This window comes from Geodermatophilus sp. SYSU D00691 (assembly GCF_054050275.1).
Window position 1 is genome coordinate 25,512 of record NZ_JBJGYZ010000020.1, and the last position, 17,511, is coordinate 43,022.

Here is a 17,511-nt window from a genome sequence, read left to right on the forward strand (position 1 = left end):
GGCCTAGCTTCCCGGCCATGGCTGAGCTGGCCGTCATCGGAGGTGGGCTGGCGCAGGCGGTGGTGACTCTCGCCCTGCTCGCCCGCCGGCCCACCCATCCGGTGACACTCGCGCTCGCCGTCTCCTCGACGGCACTGGTGCTGGGCGCCACCCCGGTGGCCGACCGGTACGCCGACGCGCTCTGGGTGCTCGGCCCGCCGGTCCTGGCGGTGCTGCTCGTGGTCTTCCCCGACGGCGCCCGCGGCCGCGGGTGGCGCTGGGTGCTGCGCTACCAGGTGGCGGCGCTGGCGGCGAGCGTCGTCCTGTGCCTGCTGTGGCCGGTCCCCGACACCTCGCAGCCCGGCCGGGTGGTGGTGTCGGTCCTGCTCGTCCCGTTCCTGCCGATCGCCGCGGCCGGGGTGGTCTCCCTGGTCCGGCTGCACCGGCGTTCCACGGGGGCACGGCGGCAGCGGATCGGCGTCGTGCTCGGGGCCGGGGCGGTGCTCATCGGTCTCTACCTCGCCGCCCTGCCGCTGTACCTGCTCCTCTCGGAGCGCGCGCCGGTGGTCGTCGACCTGCTCGACATGGCGTTCCCGATCGCCTTCAGCCTGCTGCCGGTGGCCATCGGCCTGTCGGTGCTCATGGAGGCCGCGCCCGCGCGTCGCCGGGTGGCGGACTCGCTGTCCCTGTGGGTGCTCACGGCGGCCGCGGCGCTCATCGCCGGTGCCACCTGCGCCGGCGCGGTGGCGCTCCTCAGCGGCACCGAGGTGTCGCCGGGACCGCTGGCCGCCGCCGTGCTGGGGGCCGCCGGCGCGGCGGTGCTGGCCGTCGGTCTGGCCCGGCGCGGAGCCGCCCTCGTGCCGACCACCGACGAGCGCGCCGTCGCCGGGCTGCGCGACCTGGCCGCCCGGCTGGCCGGCGCACCCGCGCCGGACGAGGTCCCCGACCGGGTCGCGGCAGCCGTGGGCACGGCTCTGGAACTGCGCGGCACCGCCGTCGAGGCCCGGGTGGGGGAGGGGTACGAGCGGCTCGCCACCTGGAGGGACCCCTCGGGTGCCGCGACGTACCGGCCGCTGGAGCACGCCGGCCAGGTCGTCGGCCGGCTGGTGCTCGTGCCGCACACCGACGGCGTCCCGGTCGACCTCAGCGCGCTCGACGGGCTGCTCCCGCCCGTGGCCGCCGTCGTGGCCGCCGCCCGGCTCACCGCCGAGGTCGAGCACGCCCACGGGCGGCTGCTGCGGATCCGCGACGACGAGCGGTCTCGGTTGCGCGCCGACATGCACGACGAGCTCAGCCCGTCGCTGTCGGGCCTGCGGCTGGCGATCACCGCGGCGCGCGACCGGTTGGCCGCCGGTGACCCGGCTGCCGCCGACGGCCTGCTGGCCCGGGTCGACGAGGAGGCCGCGCGCGCCGGATCGGTGGTCCGGGCGATCCTGGAGGACCTGCGCCCCGACGACCTGGTGCAGCAGGGGTTGCTCGCCGCCGTCCGCCAGCGGGCCTCCGCGCTCAGCCGTCCCGGGTCGTTCGAGGTCGAGGTCGACGCCCCGTCGGCGCTGCCGGTGCTCAGCCCCGAGATGGAGCTGGCGGTCTACCGGACGGTCACCGAGGCCGTCGCCAACGCCGCCCGGCACTCCGGCGGCGAGCGCTGCTCGGTGCGGCTCGCCTGGGTGGACGACGACCTCCTGCTCGAGGTGGCCGACGACGGCGCGGGCCTGCCGGCCGAACCGCGCGCCGGTGTCGGGCTCGGCTCCATGTCCGCCCGTGCACGGGCGCTCGGCGGGGACCTCGAACTGGCGAACGGGACGTCCGGAGGAGTCCGGGTGCGCGCCCGCTTCCCGGTGGAGGCGGGACGGTGACCGTGCGGGTGCTCCTGGCGGACGACCACCCGATGTTCCGGGAAGGTCTGCGGGCGATGCTGCACGGCCGTACCCCGTTCGACGTCGTGGCGGTGGCCGGGACGGGGGAGGAGGCGATCGCCGCCGCCGAGCGGGCGCAGCCGGACGTCGCCGTCGTCGACCTGCGCATGCCGGACGGCGACGGGGTGGTCGCCACCAGCGGGATCCGGCGGGTCAGCCCGCGCACCCGGGTCCTGGTCCTCACCTCGTTCGACGGTGAGCGCGAGGTGTCCGACGCCCTGGCCGCCGGCGCGCACGGCTACGTGCTGAAGTCCGCCTCCCCGGAGGAGATCGCCGACGCCGTCACCGCGGTCGCGTCCGGGACGTCCGTCCTCTCCGACGCGGTGCTCGCCGAGGTCGCCCGCCGCTCCGCCCGGCCGCGGTCGCGGCCCTTCCCGGAGCTGACCGACCGCGAGTTCGACGTGCTCGAGGGTCTGGCCCGCGGCCTGGCCACCGAGGCGATCGCCCGCCGACTGGGGCTCAGCGCCAAGACCGTGCGCAACAACCTGTCCAACGTCCTGGTCAAGCTGGGGGCGCGGGACCGGGCGGCCGCCGTCGTGCTCGCGCACGAGCGGGGCGTGGGTACCTGATACCGCTTTACGGTCTCAACTCGTCCGCCGGCTGCCGATATGGCAGGACATGACGAATCAGACGACTGACGTCGCGGGGGATGTGGCGTCGGTCCGGTACGTGAGCACCACGGTCAAGTGCCCGGCGTGCGTGATGACGCTGGACCTCGACGACGACCGGCCGCGCCTGGGCATGGTCCGCTGGAAGCTGGCCGGCGACGACCGGCTGCTGGTCGGGACGGCGGTGCAGTTCTTCTGCGCCAACGGGCACTCCAGCGAGGAGGACCCGGATCTTCTGCGGGCCTTCCGCTCCCGGCGCTTCTGACCGCTACCTGCCCTGGAGCGCGTCCAGGGCGCGGCGGGTGCGGTCGTGCACCTCGTCGGTGGTCAGACCGTCGACGGAGGCGATGAACGACACGAACACGTCCCGGTCGGGTGCGGCGAAGTCGAAGACGCTGCGCGAGGAGGGGAAGACCTCGCGTGTGAGCTGCATCGTGGCCCGGGTCAGCGCGTGCCTGTCCTCGTCGCCGGCGATCGCCGACAGCAGGCCGAACCACGCACCGAGCCGCCAGGTCAGCGCCTTGGCGAAGGCGATGTTGAACGGGACGCCGATGATCGGGATCGACCCGATCACCTTGTCCCACAGCAGGTCCTGCGCCAGGAAGCCGATGTTGGGCTTGAGGTAGGCCTTCGCGGCCTCGGGGGTGATCTCGCCCTTGCCGTAGACGGCGCGGACCTCGCTCCACAGGTTCGCGTAGAACGGCACGGCGGCCGCGTCGACCAGCAGGGTCACCCCGAAGCCGAAGAACCCGCTCGCGCCCTGCGCCAGCAGGTTGCCCGTCGCCAGGTTCCGCGTCCGCTCGTACACCTGCTCGGCACGCGCCCGCGCGGCCGGGTCGAGGTCGGGTCCGGCGCTGCTCATGCGGGCATCCTGCCCCCGCATCCGGAGGCGCGGGGCAGGATGCCGGCTTTCAGACGAGACCGGGCGGGAGCTGCGAGAGCCCCTTCTGGACGTCGTCGAGGTTCATGCAGGGCGTGATCGTCACCTTCGCCTTGCCGGCGAGGAAGAGGGGCTCGGAGATGGCCGGCAGCTGCGCGGAGTCGGTCATGTCGAAGAAGATGAAGGCGGCCCGCTGACCGTCCTCACCGGCGAAGTACGCGGCCTCGGGGTTGAGCTGCTGGACGATCTGCTCCACCACCTTGGCCATCGAGCCGGTGCGGAGCGCCTCGTTGCCCATCTCGGTGTCGATGACGGCCTTGAGCATCATGCGCATGGAGTGCCTCCTGCTCGGTCGGGGAGGCGAACCCTGCTCCCGCCCGTGCCCCGCGGCCAGAGGCCAAGGGCTTCGGGCCCGCTGCCGGGCGGTCGGGTCAGCGGGCGGCGGCGGCGCGCTCGGCGCGCAGCGCCTCGAACACCTTGCGACGCAGCTGGTCGCCGTCGCTCTCCGGCACGTCCTCGAAGCGCAGCGCCACCAGCCACTGCGCGCCGCGGGTCGTCTGCCAGATGACCTCGCCGTTGAGGTCCACGGAGGTGTGCCCCAGGTCGAGGATCACCGGCAGGCGGGTGCCGCCCTCGGGCGGCAGGCCCCAGCCGTCCAGCAGCGCCCGCATGCCGGCCTCGCTGAGGTCGACGGTCTGACCGGACATCTGCGAGCCGGCCCACGGGATGGTCACCGGCACCTGGACGCGGGCGCGCACCGCCTTGCGGCGCTGGCTGCGGGTGGCCGGGCCGGTGGGCCGCAGGTGCCAGCGCGGCTCCTCGCCCTCCTCGACCTCGACGACGCGCGCGGGCAGCGTCCGCTCCTCGTTGCTGCCCACCCAGAAGACCTCGACGGGGTCGTTCTCCTGGATGGCGAGCTGCCAGCCGGCACTCTCACCGGTGGGCCGCACGACCAGCGCCTGCTCGGTCGAGACCTCGACGCACGCGGTCACCGTGATGCCGCGGGTGACCAGCGTGACGTCGGCCTGCGACGACTCCAACGGCCGGTCGGCGTCGTGCTCGCTCATCGACTTCTCCGATCCTGTTCTCCGCCGAACGCCGTTGTCCGCACCCGGGGAGGAACGGCTCGTCGCGGTCCGCGCATGCCTGGTGGCGCACGGTCACTCCCTCGATCGAGGGACTTTAGGGCCTCAACCCAACGCCGGGGCGAGCGCGACGCGCCGGTGTCCCGCGGTGTTCACGTCGGCGGGGCGCCCTCGGCGCGTGGAGTGGCCCGGTCCGCTGCCAGCGCGCCCAGCCGCTCGAGGTCGGCGCACAGTGCGGCCTCGCGGTCGCGGTGCTCGGGCAGCAGCAGCGCCGCGACCGCCTCCTCGACCCGCGGCATCGAGAGCACCTCGTAGCTCTGCACGATCCGCGTGCCGCCGTCCTCGGGCTGGAGGACCACCCGCCACTCGCAGGTGTCGCGGTACGGCCCCGCCGGCAGCGTGCGCCACACCAGCTCGCGCGGCGGCTCGACGACGTCGACCCGGCAGGTGCGCGCCCAGCGCGACCACCGCACCTTGTTCGAGCCCTGGAACCGGGCGCCCGGCGCGGCGGTAGTCGCCCCGTCCAGCCAGCGGGCGGCCCGGCACTCACCGCTCCACTCGCCGACCCGCGGGACGTCGGCCAGGACCTCCCAGACCGCCTCGGGCGGCGCCGCGACCAGCGCCTCGACGGTGCCGCGGCGGGCGATGCGGGTTCGGCTCACGGGCGCAGATGGTGGCAGAGGAAGAGCCGGGGCGGAGTCCGTGTTTGCGCCGGTGCCCGGTCCGCGACGCGAGGAGGCGGTCATGCCCGACTACGGCCACGACCTGCAGTTCGGCTCGTTCCTCACCCCCAGCGGCGCCGACCCGGAGGCGGTCGTGCTGCTGGCACAGGCCTCCGAGCGCGCCGGCCTCGACCTGGTCACCTTCCAGGACCACCCGTACCAACCCCGGTTCCTCGACACCTGGACGCTGCTGTCCTACGTCGCCGCCCGCACCGAGCGGGTGCACCTGGCGCCGAACGTGCTCAACCTGCCGCTGCGCCCGCCGGCCGTCGTCGCCCGCGCCGCCGCGAGCCTCGACCTGCTCAGCGGCGGCCGCGTCGAACTCGGCCTGGGCGCCGGCGCCTTCTGGGACGCCATCGAGGCGATGGGCGGCGAGCGGCTCAGCCCTGGCCGGGCGGTGGCCGCGACGGCCGAGGCGATCGAGGTCGTCCGCGGCATCTGGGACGTCGACGACCGCACCCCGCTGCGCGTGCCCGGCCAGCACCACGCCGTCGACGGGGCGAAGCGCGGCCCCCGCCCGGCGCACGACATCGCCATCTGGCTCGGCGCGCTGCGGCCGCGGATGCTGCGCCTGGTCGGCCGCAGCGCCGACGGCTGGCTGCCGTCGCTGGCGTACCTGGACGACGACGGCATCGCCGAGGCCCACGCGGTCATCGACGAGGCCGCCGCCGACGCCGGCCGCAAGCCCGCGCAGGTCCGCCGGCTGCTCAACGTCGGCCCGGACGTGCCGGCCGAGCGGCTGACCGGGCTGGCCCTCGAGCACGGGTTCGCCACCTTCGTGCTGGCCACCGACGACGCCGACGAGCTGGCCCGCTTCGGGGCCGAGGTCGCGCCCGCCGTCCGCGAGGCGGTCGCGGCCGAACGGGGCCGCGCCGCATAGGTTCCCGCCCGTGGTCAGCGAAGGGGTGCTCGCCGACGAGCGCCGTCCCCGCCGCCGCGGTCGCCGCGCGGTCGTCGTCCTGGGCGTGCTCGCGCTGCTCGCCGTCGTCCTGCTCGGCGGCGCCGGCTGGTACTACTCCGGCGAGATCCACTCCGGGGCTTTCGAGGTCGACCCCGACGACGGCCCGCAGCGCTACGACCTCGTCGTCGACTCCTACACCGACCGCGGCGTGGTGCTCCGCCCCGCCGGCGACGACGTCGACCGGGACCCGCTGACCACCGCGGGCACCTTCGGGCTGGTCTGGGACGGCGGCTCCGCCGTGGTGTCGGGTGAGCCCGAGGACCTCGGCGACGGCCGGGTCCTCCGGGTGTTCGACGGCGCCGTCGGGCCCGAGCCCGGCACCCCGGCCGCGCTGGTGGGCCGGGTGTGGGACGACCCGCGGCAGGCCTGGGGCGCGCCGTACGAGGAGGTGGCCGTCCCCTGCGGCGGCGGGGAGTGCCCGGCGTGGTTCCTGCCGAGCATGTCGAGCACCTGGTTCGTCGCCGTGCACGGCAAGGGCGCCGACCGCGCGGAGACGCTGCGCGCCGTGGGGCCGGCGGTGACCAGCGCCGGCCTGCCCGCGCTGGTGATCACCTACCGCAACGACCCGGAGGCGCCGGCCGACCCGAGCGGGCGGTACGCCTACGGCGCGACCGAGTGGCGCGACCTGGAGGCCGCGGTGCGGTACGCGGTCGAGCACGGCGCGGAGGACGTCGTCCTGTACGGCTCGTCGATGGGCGGCGGGATCGTGGCCGCGTTCCTGCAGAACGCGGCGTCGGCGTCGCTGGTGCGCGGCGTCGTCCTGGACGCGCCGATGCTCGACCTGCGCGCCACCGTGGCGCACGGCGCGGCGCAGCGGGACCTGCCCGTGGTCGGCGGCGTCCCCGACGTGCTCACCGGCACCGCGCAGTGGATCGCCGGCTGGCGCTACGACCTCGACTGGGACGCCGTCGACTACCTGCCCGGCGACTGGCTGACCGTGCCGGCGCTGGTCTTCCACGGGACCGCCGACGACCTCGTGCCGCCGTCCACCACCGAGGAGCTGCGCGCGGCGCACCCCGAGCTGGTCGAGGAGGTGCGGGTGGAGGGCGCCGGGCACGTGCGGGCCTGGAACACCGACCGCGACGCCTACGAGTCCCGCGAGGTCGCCTTCCTCGGCTGCGTCACCGCGCCCGAGCCGGCGGCGGCCTGCCCCGGCGCCGGCCTGCGCGAGGTCACCCCGTCGCCCTAGGTTCGGCCGGGTGCGAGTTCTCCAGCTGAACGTGTGGGCCCGCAGCGGGCCGTACGAGGTCCGCCGCCGCCTGCTCCGCGCCGAGATCGGGCTGCTCGCGCCCGACGTGGTGTCGCTGCAGGAGGTCGACGCCGGGCCCGGGCAGGGCAACCAGGCCGGGGAGCTGCTCGGCCCGCTCGGCTACGAGGTCGTCTACGAGCGCCGCGACGGCGCCTACCGCGGCGACCCCGGCGTGGCCGTCGCCACCCGGCACCCGGTGCTGGCGCGGCACGTGCTCGAGCTGCCGCACGGCGGGGTGGCGCTCGCCGTCCGCGTCGCGGTGGGCGCGGCGGAGTTCTGGTTCTGCTCGGCGACCACCAGCCACGGCTGGCCGCACCAGGAGGCGCTGCGCGAGGACGTCGTCGTCGCGCTCGACGCCGGCCTCACCGAGCTCGCGGCCGGGGACCGGTACCCGCCGGTCATCGGCGGCGACTTCGACGCGACGCCGGAGCACGCCAGCATCCGCTTCCTCACCGGGAAGCAGAGCCTGCAGGGCCGCAGCACCTCGTGGGCCGACGCGTTCGCCGTCGCGGGGGAGGGGCGGCCGCACACCTGGTCGACCGACAACCCCTACGTCGCGCCGTTCGCCGCCGCCGTCTTCGCCGAGCCCGACCACCACCGGCGCATCGACTACGTGCTCGTGGGCTCGCCGTTCACCTGGCAGCCGCGGGTGGCGGTCCGCTCGGCGCGGGTGGTGCTGACCGGCGACGCGCAGGCGGCGCCGTCGGACCACTGGGGCGTGCTCGCCGACCTCGACCTCGACGGCATCGCGCTCGGTGGCGGCCGCGGGCTGGAGACGTGGGAGGAGACGGCGCGCCTGCTCTGGCCGGACCAGCCGTGAGCAGCGGGTACAGCGGCACCCCGCTGCCGGCCAAGCTCGGGATCCGGGCGGGCAGCCGGGTGCTGCTCGACGGCGTCCCGGCCGGGGTGCCGGTCGACGGGCACCGCCGCCCCGGCCGCGAGCCCTACGACGTCGTCCTGCTCTTCGCCCCCGACGCCGCCCGGCTGCACGCCCGCTGGCCGGCGCTCGTGCCGCGGCTGGCGAGCGCCGGGCGGCTGTGGGTGTGCTGGCCGAAGCGCAGCAGCGGCGTCCCCACCGACCTCACCGAGAACGTGGTCCGGGACTTCGGGCTGGCGGAGGGGCTGGTCGACGTCAAGGTGTGCGCCGTCGACGCGACGTGGTCGGGCCTCGCCTTCGTCCGCCGCCTGCGCGACCGCTGACGTCACCCGATCGGGTGAAAGCGGAACACCTCCGTCCAGACCTCCCGCGCGGCACCCGATGGGCAGGCAACGCCAGTGCGGTCGAGGGAGTGAACGGTGCGTTCGAGCGGAGTGCGGCTCGGGAGCTGGGCAGTCGCGTGCGGTGCGGTCGCGGTGGTGCTGGCCGTCCACGCAGTCGTCTACGGCAGCCTGGCGTCGCAGGTCGTCTACCTGGCCGTGACGTGGCTGGCCGCCCTGCTGGCCTGGTGGGGAGCGGTGCGGACGGGGCGGCGGCCCGGCACGGTCGCCCTCGCCTGCGGTGTCACGCTGTCCGCGGTCGGCGACCTCCTCTGGCAGCTCGTGTCCTGGACCGGCGGGTCGACCGACGTCTCTGCCGCAGACGTCGCCTACGTCGCCGCGTACGCGGCCGTGGGGGCGGGACTGTGGCGGATGGCCGGTCTCTCCGGGCGCTCCCGAGGCCAGCAGGTCGACGGCTGGATCGACGCCGTCGTCGTGTTCATCGGTGCACTGCTCGTCGTCTGGCAGCTCTCGCTCGCCGCCACGCTCAGCGACACCTCCGTCTCCCTGGCCACCCGGCTGGTCTGGGTCCTGTACCCGGCGATGGACGCCGCGCTCATCGGCCTGGTCTTCCGGCTCGTCGTCGTCCGGCGGCGCGAGCAGATCGGCGCGCTGGTCGTCGCGGCCGGTGCCGTCTGCTGGCTCGCCTCGGACCTCGCCTACGCGCTGGTCGAGCTCGGTGGCATCAGCGCGTGGACGGACACCGGCTGGATGCTCGCCGCGGTGCTGCTCGGCTCGGCGACCTGGGGAGGCCCCGGGGCGGGTGCAGGCGCGGAGGGGCCCGCCGAGGAGGACGACGACCGGCCGAAGGGTGGCCTCGGCCGGCTCGCTGTCTGCCTGGGCGCGCTGCTGGTGCCGAGCTTCATCGACCTGCTGCAGGAACTGACCGCCGACGCCCTGCTGCACGTGCCCGTCTTCGCCGGCTCCCTCGTGCTGGCCGTCCTGATCTTCTGGCGAGCGGCCCGGCTGCTCCGCGGGGAGGCGCGGGCCCGTGCGCAGGTCCGCGCGCAGCAGCGCTACAGCGCGGCGCTGGCCGCGCACTCCGCCGACGCCGTCGCCGTGCTGTCCGAGGACGGCCGGCTGGTCAGCGACCCCAGCTCGCTCACCGCGCTGCTGGGGGCGGGACGGGAGGACGTCGCGACGCTGGCCGCCCTGCTGCGCCGCTCGGGCGTCGCCGTGGCGGACGCCCGTGCGCTGGCCGACCGGGTCCGGCAGGCCGGGCCCGGCGTGGTGGTCGAGTCGGAGCTGGCCTGCCGCTGGAACGGCGAGCAGGGCTGGCTCGGCGTGCGCCTGATCGACCTCGGGGGCGATGCGGACGTGCGCGGCGTCGTCGTCCACGCCACCGACATCACCGCGCGCAAGCGGGCCGAGGCCGCCGTGGCCCACCTGGCCTTCCACGACCCGCTCACCGGCCTGGCCAACCGGGCCCTGCTGACCCAGCGGCTCGAGCGGGCGCTGGGCCCCGGCCGGCGATCCGGCTCGGTCGGGCTCGCGCTCGTCGACCTCGACGGCTTCAAGGGGGTCAACGACACCCTCGGTCACCCGGCCGGCGATGAGCTGCTGCGCGAGGTCGCCGCCCGGCTCACCTCCGCGGTGCGGGCCGGCGACCTCGTGGCCCGGCTCGGCGGCGACGAGTTCGCCGTGGTGGTGGACGGCGGCGACGGCCCCGCCGACATCGAGGCGACGGCGGCGCGGGTGCTCGAGCTGCTCACCCGTCCGCTCGTCGTCGCGGGCCAGCGGGTGCAGGTCTCGGGCAGCATCGGGGTCGCGCTGGCCGCCCCGGGCGCCACCAGCGACTCCCTGATCGGCGACGCCGACATCGCCATGTACGTGGCCAAGGCGTCCGGCCGCAGCCGGGTCACCGCCTTCGACCCGGCCATGCGGGCGGCCGCCCAGGAGCGGCGGCTGCTGGAGCAGGGCCTGCGCGGAGCGCTCGGCAACGGCGAGCTCCGGCTGGTGTACCAGCCCGTCGTCGACCTGGCCGACGGCCGTGTGCACGGCTTCGAGGCCCTCCTGCGGTGGCAGTCGCCGACGCTCGGCGCGGTGCCGCCGGACCGGTTCGTGCCCGTCGCCGAGGAACTCGGGCTGATCCGCGACATCGGCGCCTGGGTCATCGGCGAGGCCACCGCGACGGCGGCGGCGTGGCGGCACGTGGCCGGGACCGACGCCCTCACCATGTCGGTCAACGTGTCGCCGGTGCAGCTGTCCTCGCCCGACCTCGTCGACGACGTGGCCGAGGCGCTCGCCCGGACCGGGCTGGCGCCCGCGACGCTGGTGCTCGAGGTCACCGAGGGCGCCCTCGTCCAGGACCCCGCTCGCGCGGCCCGCTGCCTGGGCGCGGTGCGGGCACTGGGCGTCCGCGTGGCGCTGGACGACTTCGGCACCGGGCAGTCGTCGCTGGGCCACCTGAGCCGGTTCGAGGTCGACGTGCTCAAGATCGACCGGTCGTTCGTGGCCGCGATCGCGCCCGACGGCCAGTTGCCGCCGGTGCTGCGCGGCATGATCGACCTGGGCCACGCCCTCGACCTCGAGATCGTCGCCGAGGGCATCGAGCTGGAGGAGCAGCGCAGCGGCCTGCTCGACGGCCGCTGCACCCGCGCGCAGGGGTACCTGTTCGCCCGGCCGATGGAGGCCGACGAGGCCGAGCTGCTGCTCCTCGGCGGCGCCCGCGCCGTGGTCTGAGGCGGCTCGTCAGCCCCCGCGCTCGACCTCGGCCTGGATCACGCCGCGCAGCGCGGTGAGCAGCGCCTGGTCCTCGGCGTCGCCCCGCTCGACGGCCTGGCGGGCGGCGTCGGGGAACAGGCCGGTGTCGACCTCGTCGAGCCACGTGACGTCGCCGCCGACCCGCCGGCCCACCTGCAGGGCGCCCTCCTGCGGGCGCAGCACGTACTCCTCGCCGTCCAGCCGGATGTTCACGAAGTCGCTCATGCGCCCGCCCTACCCAGCTGGGCAGGATCGGCACGTGGAGGACACCGGGTTCTGCGAGGTCGTGGTCACCGCCGACGACGCCGACTGGCTGGCCGGGTTCACCCGCACGCTGGTCGAGGAGCGGCTGGCCGCCTGCGGGCACACCGTGCGCGAGATCCGGTCGATCTACCGGTGGGAGGGCGCGGTGCACGACGAGGCCGAGGCCCGCGTCGCCCTGCACACCCGCCGGTCGCTGGTGCCGGCGATCGTCGCCCGCGCCGACGAGCTGCACCCCTACGACGTCCCCTGCGTGATCGCGCTGCCGCTCGTCGGCGGCAACCCCGCCTACCTGGCCTGGCTGGCCGCCGAGACCCGCGAGCCCTGATCCGCGCGTCCCGGCCCGACACGCCGTCGGCGCTCACCCGTTCGGGTCTCGCGGCGTGGCGGAACTCAACAACGCCCGCGCGGCATCCGATGGTGGGGGAGAGGGGCCGCCGCGTCGGCGGTCCGCCGTCGTCGGGGAGGGGCGCGTGACGGTGCGTGCGGCGAACGAGGCCGTCCGGGTCGAGGCCGTGCTGGACGCGCTGCCCTCGCCAACGGTCCTCGTCGGGCCCGACGGCACCGTGCTGCTCGCCAACTCCGCCTGGGTGGCCCGCAACGCCGCCGCGCCGGCCGCCGTGGCCCTCGGCGTGGGCGGCAACTACTTCGACTCCGCGCTGCGCTTCCTCGACGACACCTTCACCCGCTCGGTCGTCGGCTCGCTGCGCGCGCTCGCCGACGGCGAGCTCGACGCCTACGCCACCGACTGCGCCGTCCCCGACGGCGCCGGTGGCACCCGCTGGTTCCACCTGCAGGCCTCCCGGGTGGACGGGAGCGGGCAGATCGTCGTCACGCACACCGACATCACCGCGCGGGTCCACGCCGAGCGGACCTCCTCCTGGCAGGCCCGCCACGACCACCTCACCGAGCTGCCCAACCGCGCGCACCTGCACGAGCTCATCGACGAGGAGCTGCGCCGCCCCGGCCGGGGCCCCGTCGCCGTCCTGTTCCTGGACTGCGACGGGTTCAAGGAGGTCAACGACTCCCTCGGCCACGAGGTCGGCGACGAGCTGCTGCGCCAGATCGCCGCGCGGCTGAGCGGCCGCACCCGCGCCGGGGACACCGTCGGGCGGCTCGGGGGCGACGAGTTCGTCGTCCTGTGCCGCGACTGCGACGCCGACGGCGCGGTCGCCCTGGCCGAGCGGTTCGCGACGGCGTTCGACGAGCCGTTCGCGCTGGGTGGGCGCACGGCGCGGCTGACCGCCAGCATCGGCATCGCCGCGACGCCGGCCGACGACGTCGGCAGCGCCCGCGCGACCGACCTCGTGCGCGACGCCGACCTGGCCATGTACGCGGCCAAGGCCGCCGGTCGCGGCCGGGTGCACACCTTCACCAGCGACCTCCGGGCGGCCGCCGAGCGCCGTGCGCTGCTCGCCGGCGAGCTCAGCGACGCGATCGCCGGCGGCCAGCTCCTGCTGCACTACCAGCCGGTCATGTTCCTGCCCACCGGCGAGTGCAGCGGGGTCGAGGCGCTGGTCCGCTGGCAGCACCCGGAGCGCGGGCTGCTGCACCCGGGCGACTTCCTGGCCGCGGCGGAGCGACAGGACCTCGTGGTCCCGCTGGCCCGGTGGGTGCTCGGCGAGGCGGCCCGGCAGACCGCGGAGTGGCTGGCCCGCGGCCTCGACCTGGTCACCGGCGTGAACATCAGCGCCGGGCACCTCGCCACCGGCACCCTGCTCGACGACGTCACCGACGCGCTCACCGCGGCCGGTCTCGACCCGTCGCGCCTGCTGGTCGAGCTGACCGAGACCTCCGTCGCCCCGGACCCGCAGCGGGCCGCCGAGCAGTTCGCGATCCTGCGCCGCAGCGGCATCGAGGTGTCCATCGACGACTTCGGCAGCGGCTACTCGTCGCTGGGCCAGCTGGTCAACATCCCCGCCGGCATCCTCAAGATCGACCGCAGCCTGGTCGCCGGCGCCGGCGACCGCGCCCGGTCGTCGGCCGCCGCCATCGCCGCCGTCGTCGGGCTCGCCTCCGCCCTGGGCATGCGCACGCTCGCCGAGGGGGTGGAGACCGCCGACCAGCTGGCCCGCGTCATGGACCTGGGCTGCACCTTCGCGCAGGGCCACCACATCGCCCGGCCCATGCCGGCCGGAGACCTTGCGCGGTGGATGACGGTCTGGCGCCGCGCGCCCGGCGCCGTCCTCTCCTGACCCGGGGCGGATCGGCCGGGCTCGCCCCTGCTCGTTCTCCCTGCCCGGACCCACCCGCCGCGCACGACTACATTGGATCGACGTGGCCGCTGACTTCTCCGTCGTCCTGGACGAGCTCGACACGACCCTGAAGTCCATCGAGGCCGTCCTCGACGTGGACAAGCTGCGGCGCGACATCGCCGAGCTGGAGCAGCAGGCCGCCGCCCCGGACCTGTGGGACGACGTCGAGAAGGCGCAGGCGCTGACCTCGAAGCTGTCCTACCTGCAGGGCGACCTGCGCCGGGTCGAGGAACTGCGCCGCCGGCTCGACGACGCCGCCGTGCTGCACGAGCTGGCCGAGGAGGAGGGCGACGAGGGCAGCCTCGCCGAGGCCGACCGCGAGCTCGAGGGGCTGCGCAAGGAGATCGACGAGCTCGAGGTCCGCACCCTGCTCAACGGCGAGTACGACGCCCGCGAGGCGCTGGTGACCATCCGTTCGGAGGCCGGGGGCGTCGACGCCGCCGACTTCGCCGAGATGCTCATGCGCATGTACCTGCGCTGGGCCGAGCGGCACAAGTACGGCGTCGAGGTCTACGACATCTCCTACGCCGAGGAGGCGGGCATCAAGTCCGCCACCTTCGCCGTCAAGCACCCCTACGCCTACGGCACCCTCTCGGTCGAGCAGGGCACCCACCGGCTGGTGCGCATCTCGCCGTTCGACAACCAGGGCCGCCGGCAGACCTCCTTCGCCGGCGTCGAGGTGCTGCCGGTCGTCGAGCAGGTCGACCACGTCGACATCCCCGAGAACGAGATCCGCATCGACGTCTTCCGGTCCTCAGGCCCGGGCGGGCAGAGCGTCAACACGACCGACTCCGCCGTCCGGATCACCCACCTGCCCACCGGGATCGTCGTCTCCTGCCAGAACGAGAAGAGCCAGATCCAGAACCGGGCGGCCGCGATGCGCGTGCTCCAGGCCCGCCTGCTGGCCAAGCGGCAGGAGGAGGAGCGGGCCGCCATGGACGCGCTCAAGGGCGAGGGCAGCAGCTGGGGCAACCAGATGCGCTCCTACGTGCTGCACCCGTACCAGATGGTCAAGGACCTGCGCACCGAGCAGGAGACCGGCAACACCACCGCCGTCCTCGACGGCGACATCGACGCGTTCATCGAGGCGGGGATCCGGTGGCGGCGGCAGCAGGAGTCCGTGCCCGCGAGCTGATGGACGGCGTCCCGTTCGTCACACCGGCACCAGTTCGCTGCTGGTCGCGGAGGTCGTCCCGGAGAGTCTCCGGGCGACGGCGGCATGATCGGCGATCCGACCGGTACCGTGAACCTCCGTGATCGAACTGCAACACGTCACCAAGATCTACCCGGCCAACTCCCGGCCGGCCCTCGATGACGTGTCGACCGAGATCGACAAGGGCGAGTTCGTCTTCCTGATCGGCTCGTCCGGGTCGGGCAAGTCGACCTTCCTCCGGCTGCTGCTGAAGGAGGAGGACCCCACCAAGGGCACGATCTCGATCAACGGCCAGACGCTCAACACCATGAGCAAGTGGAAGGTGCCGAAGCTGCGCCGCACCATGGGCTGCGTCTTCCAGGACTTCCGCCTGCTGCGCAACCGCACGGTGGCCGAGAACGTCGCCTTCGCGCTCGAGGTCATCAACAAGCCGCAACGGACGATCAAGCGCGTCGTCCCCGAGGTGCTGGAGATGGTCGGGCTCGAGGGCAAGGCCGCCCGGCTGCCGCACGAGCTCTCCGGCGGTGAGCAGCAGCGGGTGGCGATCGCCCGCGCCTTCGTCAACCGGCCGCTGGTGCTGCTGGCCGACGAGCCCACCGGCAACCTCGACCCCGAGACCAGCGAGGGGATCATGCTGCTGCTGGAGCGGATCAACCGCACCGGCACCACGGTGATCATGGCGACGCACGACTACCACATCGTCGACTCCATGCGCCGGCGCGTGATCGAGCTCAACGGCGGCGTCATCGCCCGCGACCAGTCGCGCGGCGTCTACGGCGTGGGCCGCTAGCCCCAGGGTCTCCGACCCCCTCGACCTGCAGAACTCCACGACAGGGAATCCATGCGCGTCAACTTCGTGCTCTCCGAGGTGGCCACCGGGCTGCGTCGCAACCTGACCATGACGGTCGCGATGATCCTGACGACGGCCATCTCCCTCGGGCTCATGGGCACCGGCCTGCTGATCGCCGGGATGATCTCCGACATGAAGGAGATCTACTACGACAAGGTGCAGGTCTCCATCTTCCTGACCGACGACGTCACCGACGAGCAGCGCAGCGCCATCGAGGCCAAGCTCGACGACTCGCCCGAGGTCGCCAGCTACGTCTACGAGTCCAAGGAAGAGGCCTACGAGCGCTTCCAGCAGCAGTTCAGCCAGCAGCCCGAGCTGGTCAACAACACCCCGCCGGACGCGCTGCCGGAGAGCTTCCGCGTGGAGCTGGTCAACCCCGAGCGCTACTCGGTCATCGCCGCGGAGTTCCCGAACGGGCAGGACGGCGTCGACCAGGTGCGCGACGAGGGCGACTTCCTCGACCGGTTGTTCAGCCTGCTCAACGGCGCCCGCAACGCGACGATCGCGGTGGCCGTCGTGCAAGCCCTGGCCGCGTTGCTGCTGATCTCCAACACGATCCAGCTCGCGGCCTTCAACCGGCGCAACGAGACCAACATCATGCGGCTGGTCGGCGCCTCGCGCTGGTACACCCAGCTGCCGTTCATCCTCGAGGCGGCGGTCGCCGGGCTCATCGGTGCGCTGCTGGCCGTGGGCGGCCTGGTGCTGACCAAGGTGCTCTTCGTCGACAAGACGCTGGCCGGGCCGATCAAGGCCGGCATCATCCCGCCGGTCGACTGGGGCGCGATCGCCACGATCAGCCCGATCATCGCCGCGGCCGGGGTCGGTCTGGCAGGTATCGCCGCCTACGTCACCCTGCGCTTGTACGTCCGCCTCTAGCGCGTTCAGGTGTGACGCGGGTTACCCACGGGTAGATTCCGGCCGTTTCCCCGACGACGTGGAGAGGGCTGGGCTCGTGCGCAAGCGGCTGCAGAAGATCTGGACCGGGTTCTGCCCCTGCGGGGACTGCCGGTGAACGTCGGCGAGCGGGTGCGCATGGTCGCGATCACCCCGGCGTGGATGGCCTGCAGCGCCACCTGGGCGGCGACGTCGGCGGTGCTGCTGACCTTGTCGGCCGTGCGGGAGCGGCGCCCTCGGTAACCTGGGGTCATGCCGCGGGAACAGGGGCGCAAGCTGATCGCCCAGAACAAGAAGGCGCGGCACGACTACTCGATCCTCGACACCTACGAGGTGGGCCTGGTGCTCACCGGCACCGAGGTGAAGAGCCTCCGGGCCGGACGTGCCTCGCTCGTCGACGGCTTCGCCACCGTGGACGGCGGCGAGGTGTGGCTGCAGCACGTGCACATCCCGGAGTACACCGAGGGCACCTGGACCAACCACGCCCCGCGCCGCAAGCGCAAGGTGCTCATGCACCGCGCCGAGATCGACAAGCTGATCGGCAAGACCAAGGAGGGCGGGCTCACGCTCGTCCCGCTGGACCTGTACTTCAAGGACGGCAAGGTCAAGGCCACCCTCGCGCTGGCGCGCGGCAAGAAGGCCTACGACAAGCGGCAGGACCTCGCCGAGCGCGACTCGCGCCGCGAGATCCAGAAGGCGTTCGGCCGGTACGTGAAGGGCCGCCGGTGATCGGCCCGT

Annotated in this window: 20 protein-coding genes; 15 read left to right on the top strand and 5 right to left on the bottom strand. The window is 74.3% G+C overall.

From position 1 onward, the window contains the following. Nucleotides 1-17 precede the first annotated feature (17 nt). The 3 genes from ACI797_RS15485 (at nt 18) to ACI797_RS15495 (ending at nt 2,768) form a co-directional block, all read left to right on the top strand. A complete protein-coding gene (locus ACI797_RS15485) occupies nt 18-1,835 on the top strand; it encodes a sensor histidine kinase (protein ID WP_456859594.1) in 1,818 nt (605 codons plus the stop codon). Next, on the top strand, nt 1,832-2,464 hold the full coding sequence (locus ACI797_RS15490; protein ID WP_456859595.1) for a response regulator: 633 nt from the start codon (nt 1,832-1,834) through the stop codon (nt 2,462-2,464). The genes ACI797_RS15485 and ACI797_RS15490 overlap by 4 nt, the downstream gene beginning before the upstream one ends. A gap of 100 nt (nt 2,465-2,564) precedes the next feature. After that, the gene (locus ACI797_RS15495) at nt 2,565-2,768 is read left to right on the top strand and encodes a hypothetical protein (protein ID WP_456859597.1); all 204 of its coding nucleotides are present in this window, start codon (nt 2,565-2,567) and stop codon (nt 2,766-2,768) included. A 3-nt stretch (nt 2,769-2,771) separates the two neighbouring features. Here the strand turns inward: ACI797_RS15495 and ACI797_RS15500 are convergent, their stop codons facing one another. The 4 genes from ACI797_RS15500 to ACI797_RS15515 form a co-directional block, all read right to left on the bottom strand. Continuing rightward, complete coding sequence (locus ACI797_RS15500) at nt 2,772-3,365, bottom strand: hypothetical protein (protein WP_456859598.1); 594 nt, start codon at nt 3,363-3,365, stop codon at nt 2,772-2,774. A gap of 49 nt (nt 3,366-3,414) precedes the next feature. Beyond that, nucleotides 3,415-3,717 (bottom strand): hypothetical protein, encoded by a 303-nt coding sequence (locus ACI797_RS15505; protein WP_456859599.1) that lies wholly within the window; start codon nt 3,715-3,717, stop codon nt 3,415-3,417. Nucleotides 3,718-3,814: 97 nt separating this feature from the next. Beyond that, nucleotides 3,815-4,450: a PilZ domain-containing protein gene (locus ACI797_RS15510; RefSeq protein ID WP_456859600.1), complete on the bottom strand. Its 636-nt coding sequence runs from the start codon at nt 4,448-4,450 to the stop codon at nt 3,815-3,817. 170 nt (nt 4,451-4,620) lie between these two features. Then, nucleotides 4,621-5,130 carry an SRPBCC family protein gene (locus ACI797_RS15515; protein WP_456859601.1) on the bottom strand — a complete coding sequence of 170 codons (510 nt, stop codon included), beginning with the start codon at nt 5,128-5,130 and terminating at the stop codon, nt 4,621-4,623. 82 nt (nt 5,131-5,212) lie between these two features. Here ACI797_RS15515 and ACI797_RS15520 point away from each other — a divergent pair, with 82 nt between their 5' ends. The 5 genes from ACI797_RS15520 (at nt 5,213) to ACI797_RS15540 (ending at nt 11,339) form a co-directional block, all read left to right on the top strand. After that, nucleotides 5,213-6,070: an LLM class flavin-dependent oxidoreductase gene (locus ACI797_RS15520; protein ID WP_456859602.1), complete on the top strand. Its 858-nt coding sequence runs from the start codon at nt 5,213-5,215 to the stop codon at nt 6,068-6,070. A 10-nt stretch (nt 6,071-6,080) separates the two neighbouring features. Further along, complete coding sequence (locus ACI797_RS15525; RefSeq protein WP_456859603.1) at nt 6,081-7,340, top strand: alpha/beta hydrolase; 1,260 nt, start codon at nt 6,081-6,083, stop codon at nt 7,338-7,340. A 10-nt stretch (nt 7,341-7,350) separates the two neighbouring features. Continuing rightward, nucleotides 7,351-8,220 carry an endonuclease/exonuclease/phosphatase family protein gene (locus tag ACI797_RS15530; protein ID WP_456859604.1) on the top strand — a complete coding sequence of 290 codons (870 nt, stop codon included), beginning with the start codon at nt 7,351-7,353 and terminating at the stop codon, nt 8,218-8,220. Further along, entirely contained in the window at nt 8,217-8,600 is a 384-nt protein-coding gene (locus ACI797_RS15535) for a hypothetical protein (RefSeq protein ID WP_456859605.1), read from the top strand. The genes ACI797_RS15530 and ACI797_RS15535 overlap by 4 nt, the downstream gene beginning before the upstream one ends. 96 nt (nt 8,601-8,696) lie before the next feature. Beyond that, complete coding sequence (locus ACI797_RS15540) at nt 8,697-11,339, top strand: putative bifunctional diguanylate cyclase/phosphodiesterase (protein WP_456859606.1); 2,643 nt, start codon at nt 8,697-8,699, stop codon at nt 11,337-11,339. 9 nt (nt 11,340-11,348) lie between these two features. Here ACI797_RS15540 and ACI797_RS15545 read toward each other — a convergent pair whose 3' ends face one another. After that, nucleotides 11,349-11,585 carry a hypothetical protein gene (locus tag ACI797_RS15545; protein ID WP_456539558.1) on the bottom strand — a complete coding sequence of 79 codons (237 nt, stop codon included), beginning with the start codon at nt 11,583-11,585 and terminating at the stop codon, nt 11,349-11,351. Between the two features lie 34 nt (nt 11,586-11,619). Here ACI797_RS15545 and cutA point away from each other — a divergent pair, with 34 nt between their 5' ends. The 7 genes from cutA to smpB all read left to right on the top strand — a co-directional run bounded on the left by cutA (nt 11,620) and on the right by smpB (nt 17,502). Beyond that, the gene (gene cutA / locus ACI797_RS15550) at nt 11,620-11,949 is read left to right on the top strand and encodes a divalent-cation tolerance protein CutA (protein WP_456859607.1); all 330 of its coding nucleotides are present in this window, start codon (nt 11,620-11,622) and stop codon (nt 11,947-11,949) included. A gap of 145 nt (nt 11,950-12,094) precedes the next feature. Then, nucleotides 12,095-13,816 carry a putative bifunctional diguanylate cyclase/phosphodiesterase gene (locus ACI797_RS15555; protein ID WP_456859609.1) on the top strand — a complete coding sequence of 574 codons (1,722 nt, stop codon included), beginning with the start codon at nt 12,095-12,097 and terminating at the stop codon, nt 13,814-13,816. A gap of 82 nt (nt 13,817-13,898) precedes the next feature. After that, a complete protein-coding gene (gene prfB, locus ACI797_RS15560) occupies nt 13,899-15,011 on the top strand; it encodes a peptide chain release factor 2 (RefSeq protein ID WP_456859610.1) in 1,113 nt (370 codons plus the stop codon). A gap of 118 nt (nt 15,012-15,129) precedes the next feature. Continuing rightward, complete coding sequence (ftsE, locus tag ACI797_RS15565) at nt 15,130-15,819, top strand: cell division ATP-binding protein FtsE (RefSeq protein WP_456539562.1); 690 nt, start codon at nt 15,130-15,132, stop codon at nt 15,817-15,819. Between the two features lie 51 nt (nt 15,820-15,870). Further along, entirely contained in the window at nt 15,871-16,755 is an 885-nt protein-coding gene (ftsX, locus tag ACI797_RS15570; RefSeq protein ID WP_456539563.1) for a permease-like cell division protein FtsX, read from the top strand. A 132-nt stretch (nt 16,756-16,887) separates the two neighbouring features. Beyond that, nucleotides 16,888-17,016, top strand: coding sequence for a hypothetical protein (locus tag ACI797_RS15575; RefSeq protein WP_456859611.1), 129 nt, complete (start codon nt 16,888-16,890; stop codon nt 17,014-17,016). 9 nt (nt 17,017-17,025) lie between these two features. Beyond that, a complete protein-coding gene (smpB, locus tag ACI797_RS15580; protein ID WP_456539564.1) occupies nt 17,026-17,502 on the top strand; it encodes an SsrA-binding protein SmpB in 477 nt (158 codons plus the stop codon). Nucleotides 17,503-17,511: the final 9 nt, after the last annotated feature.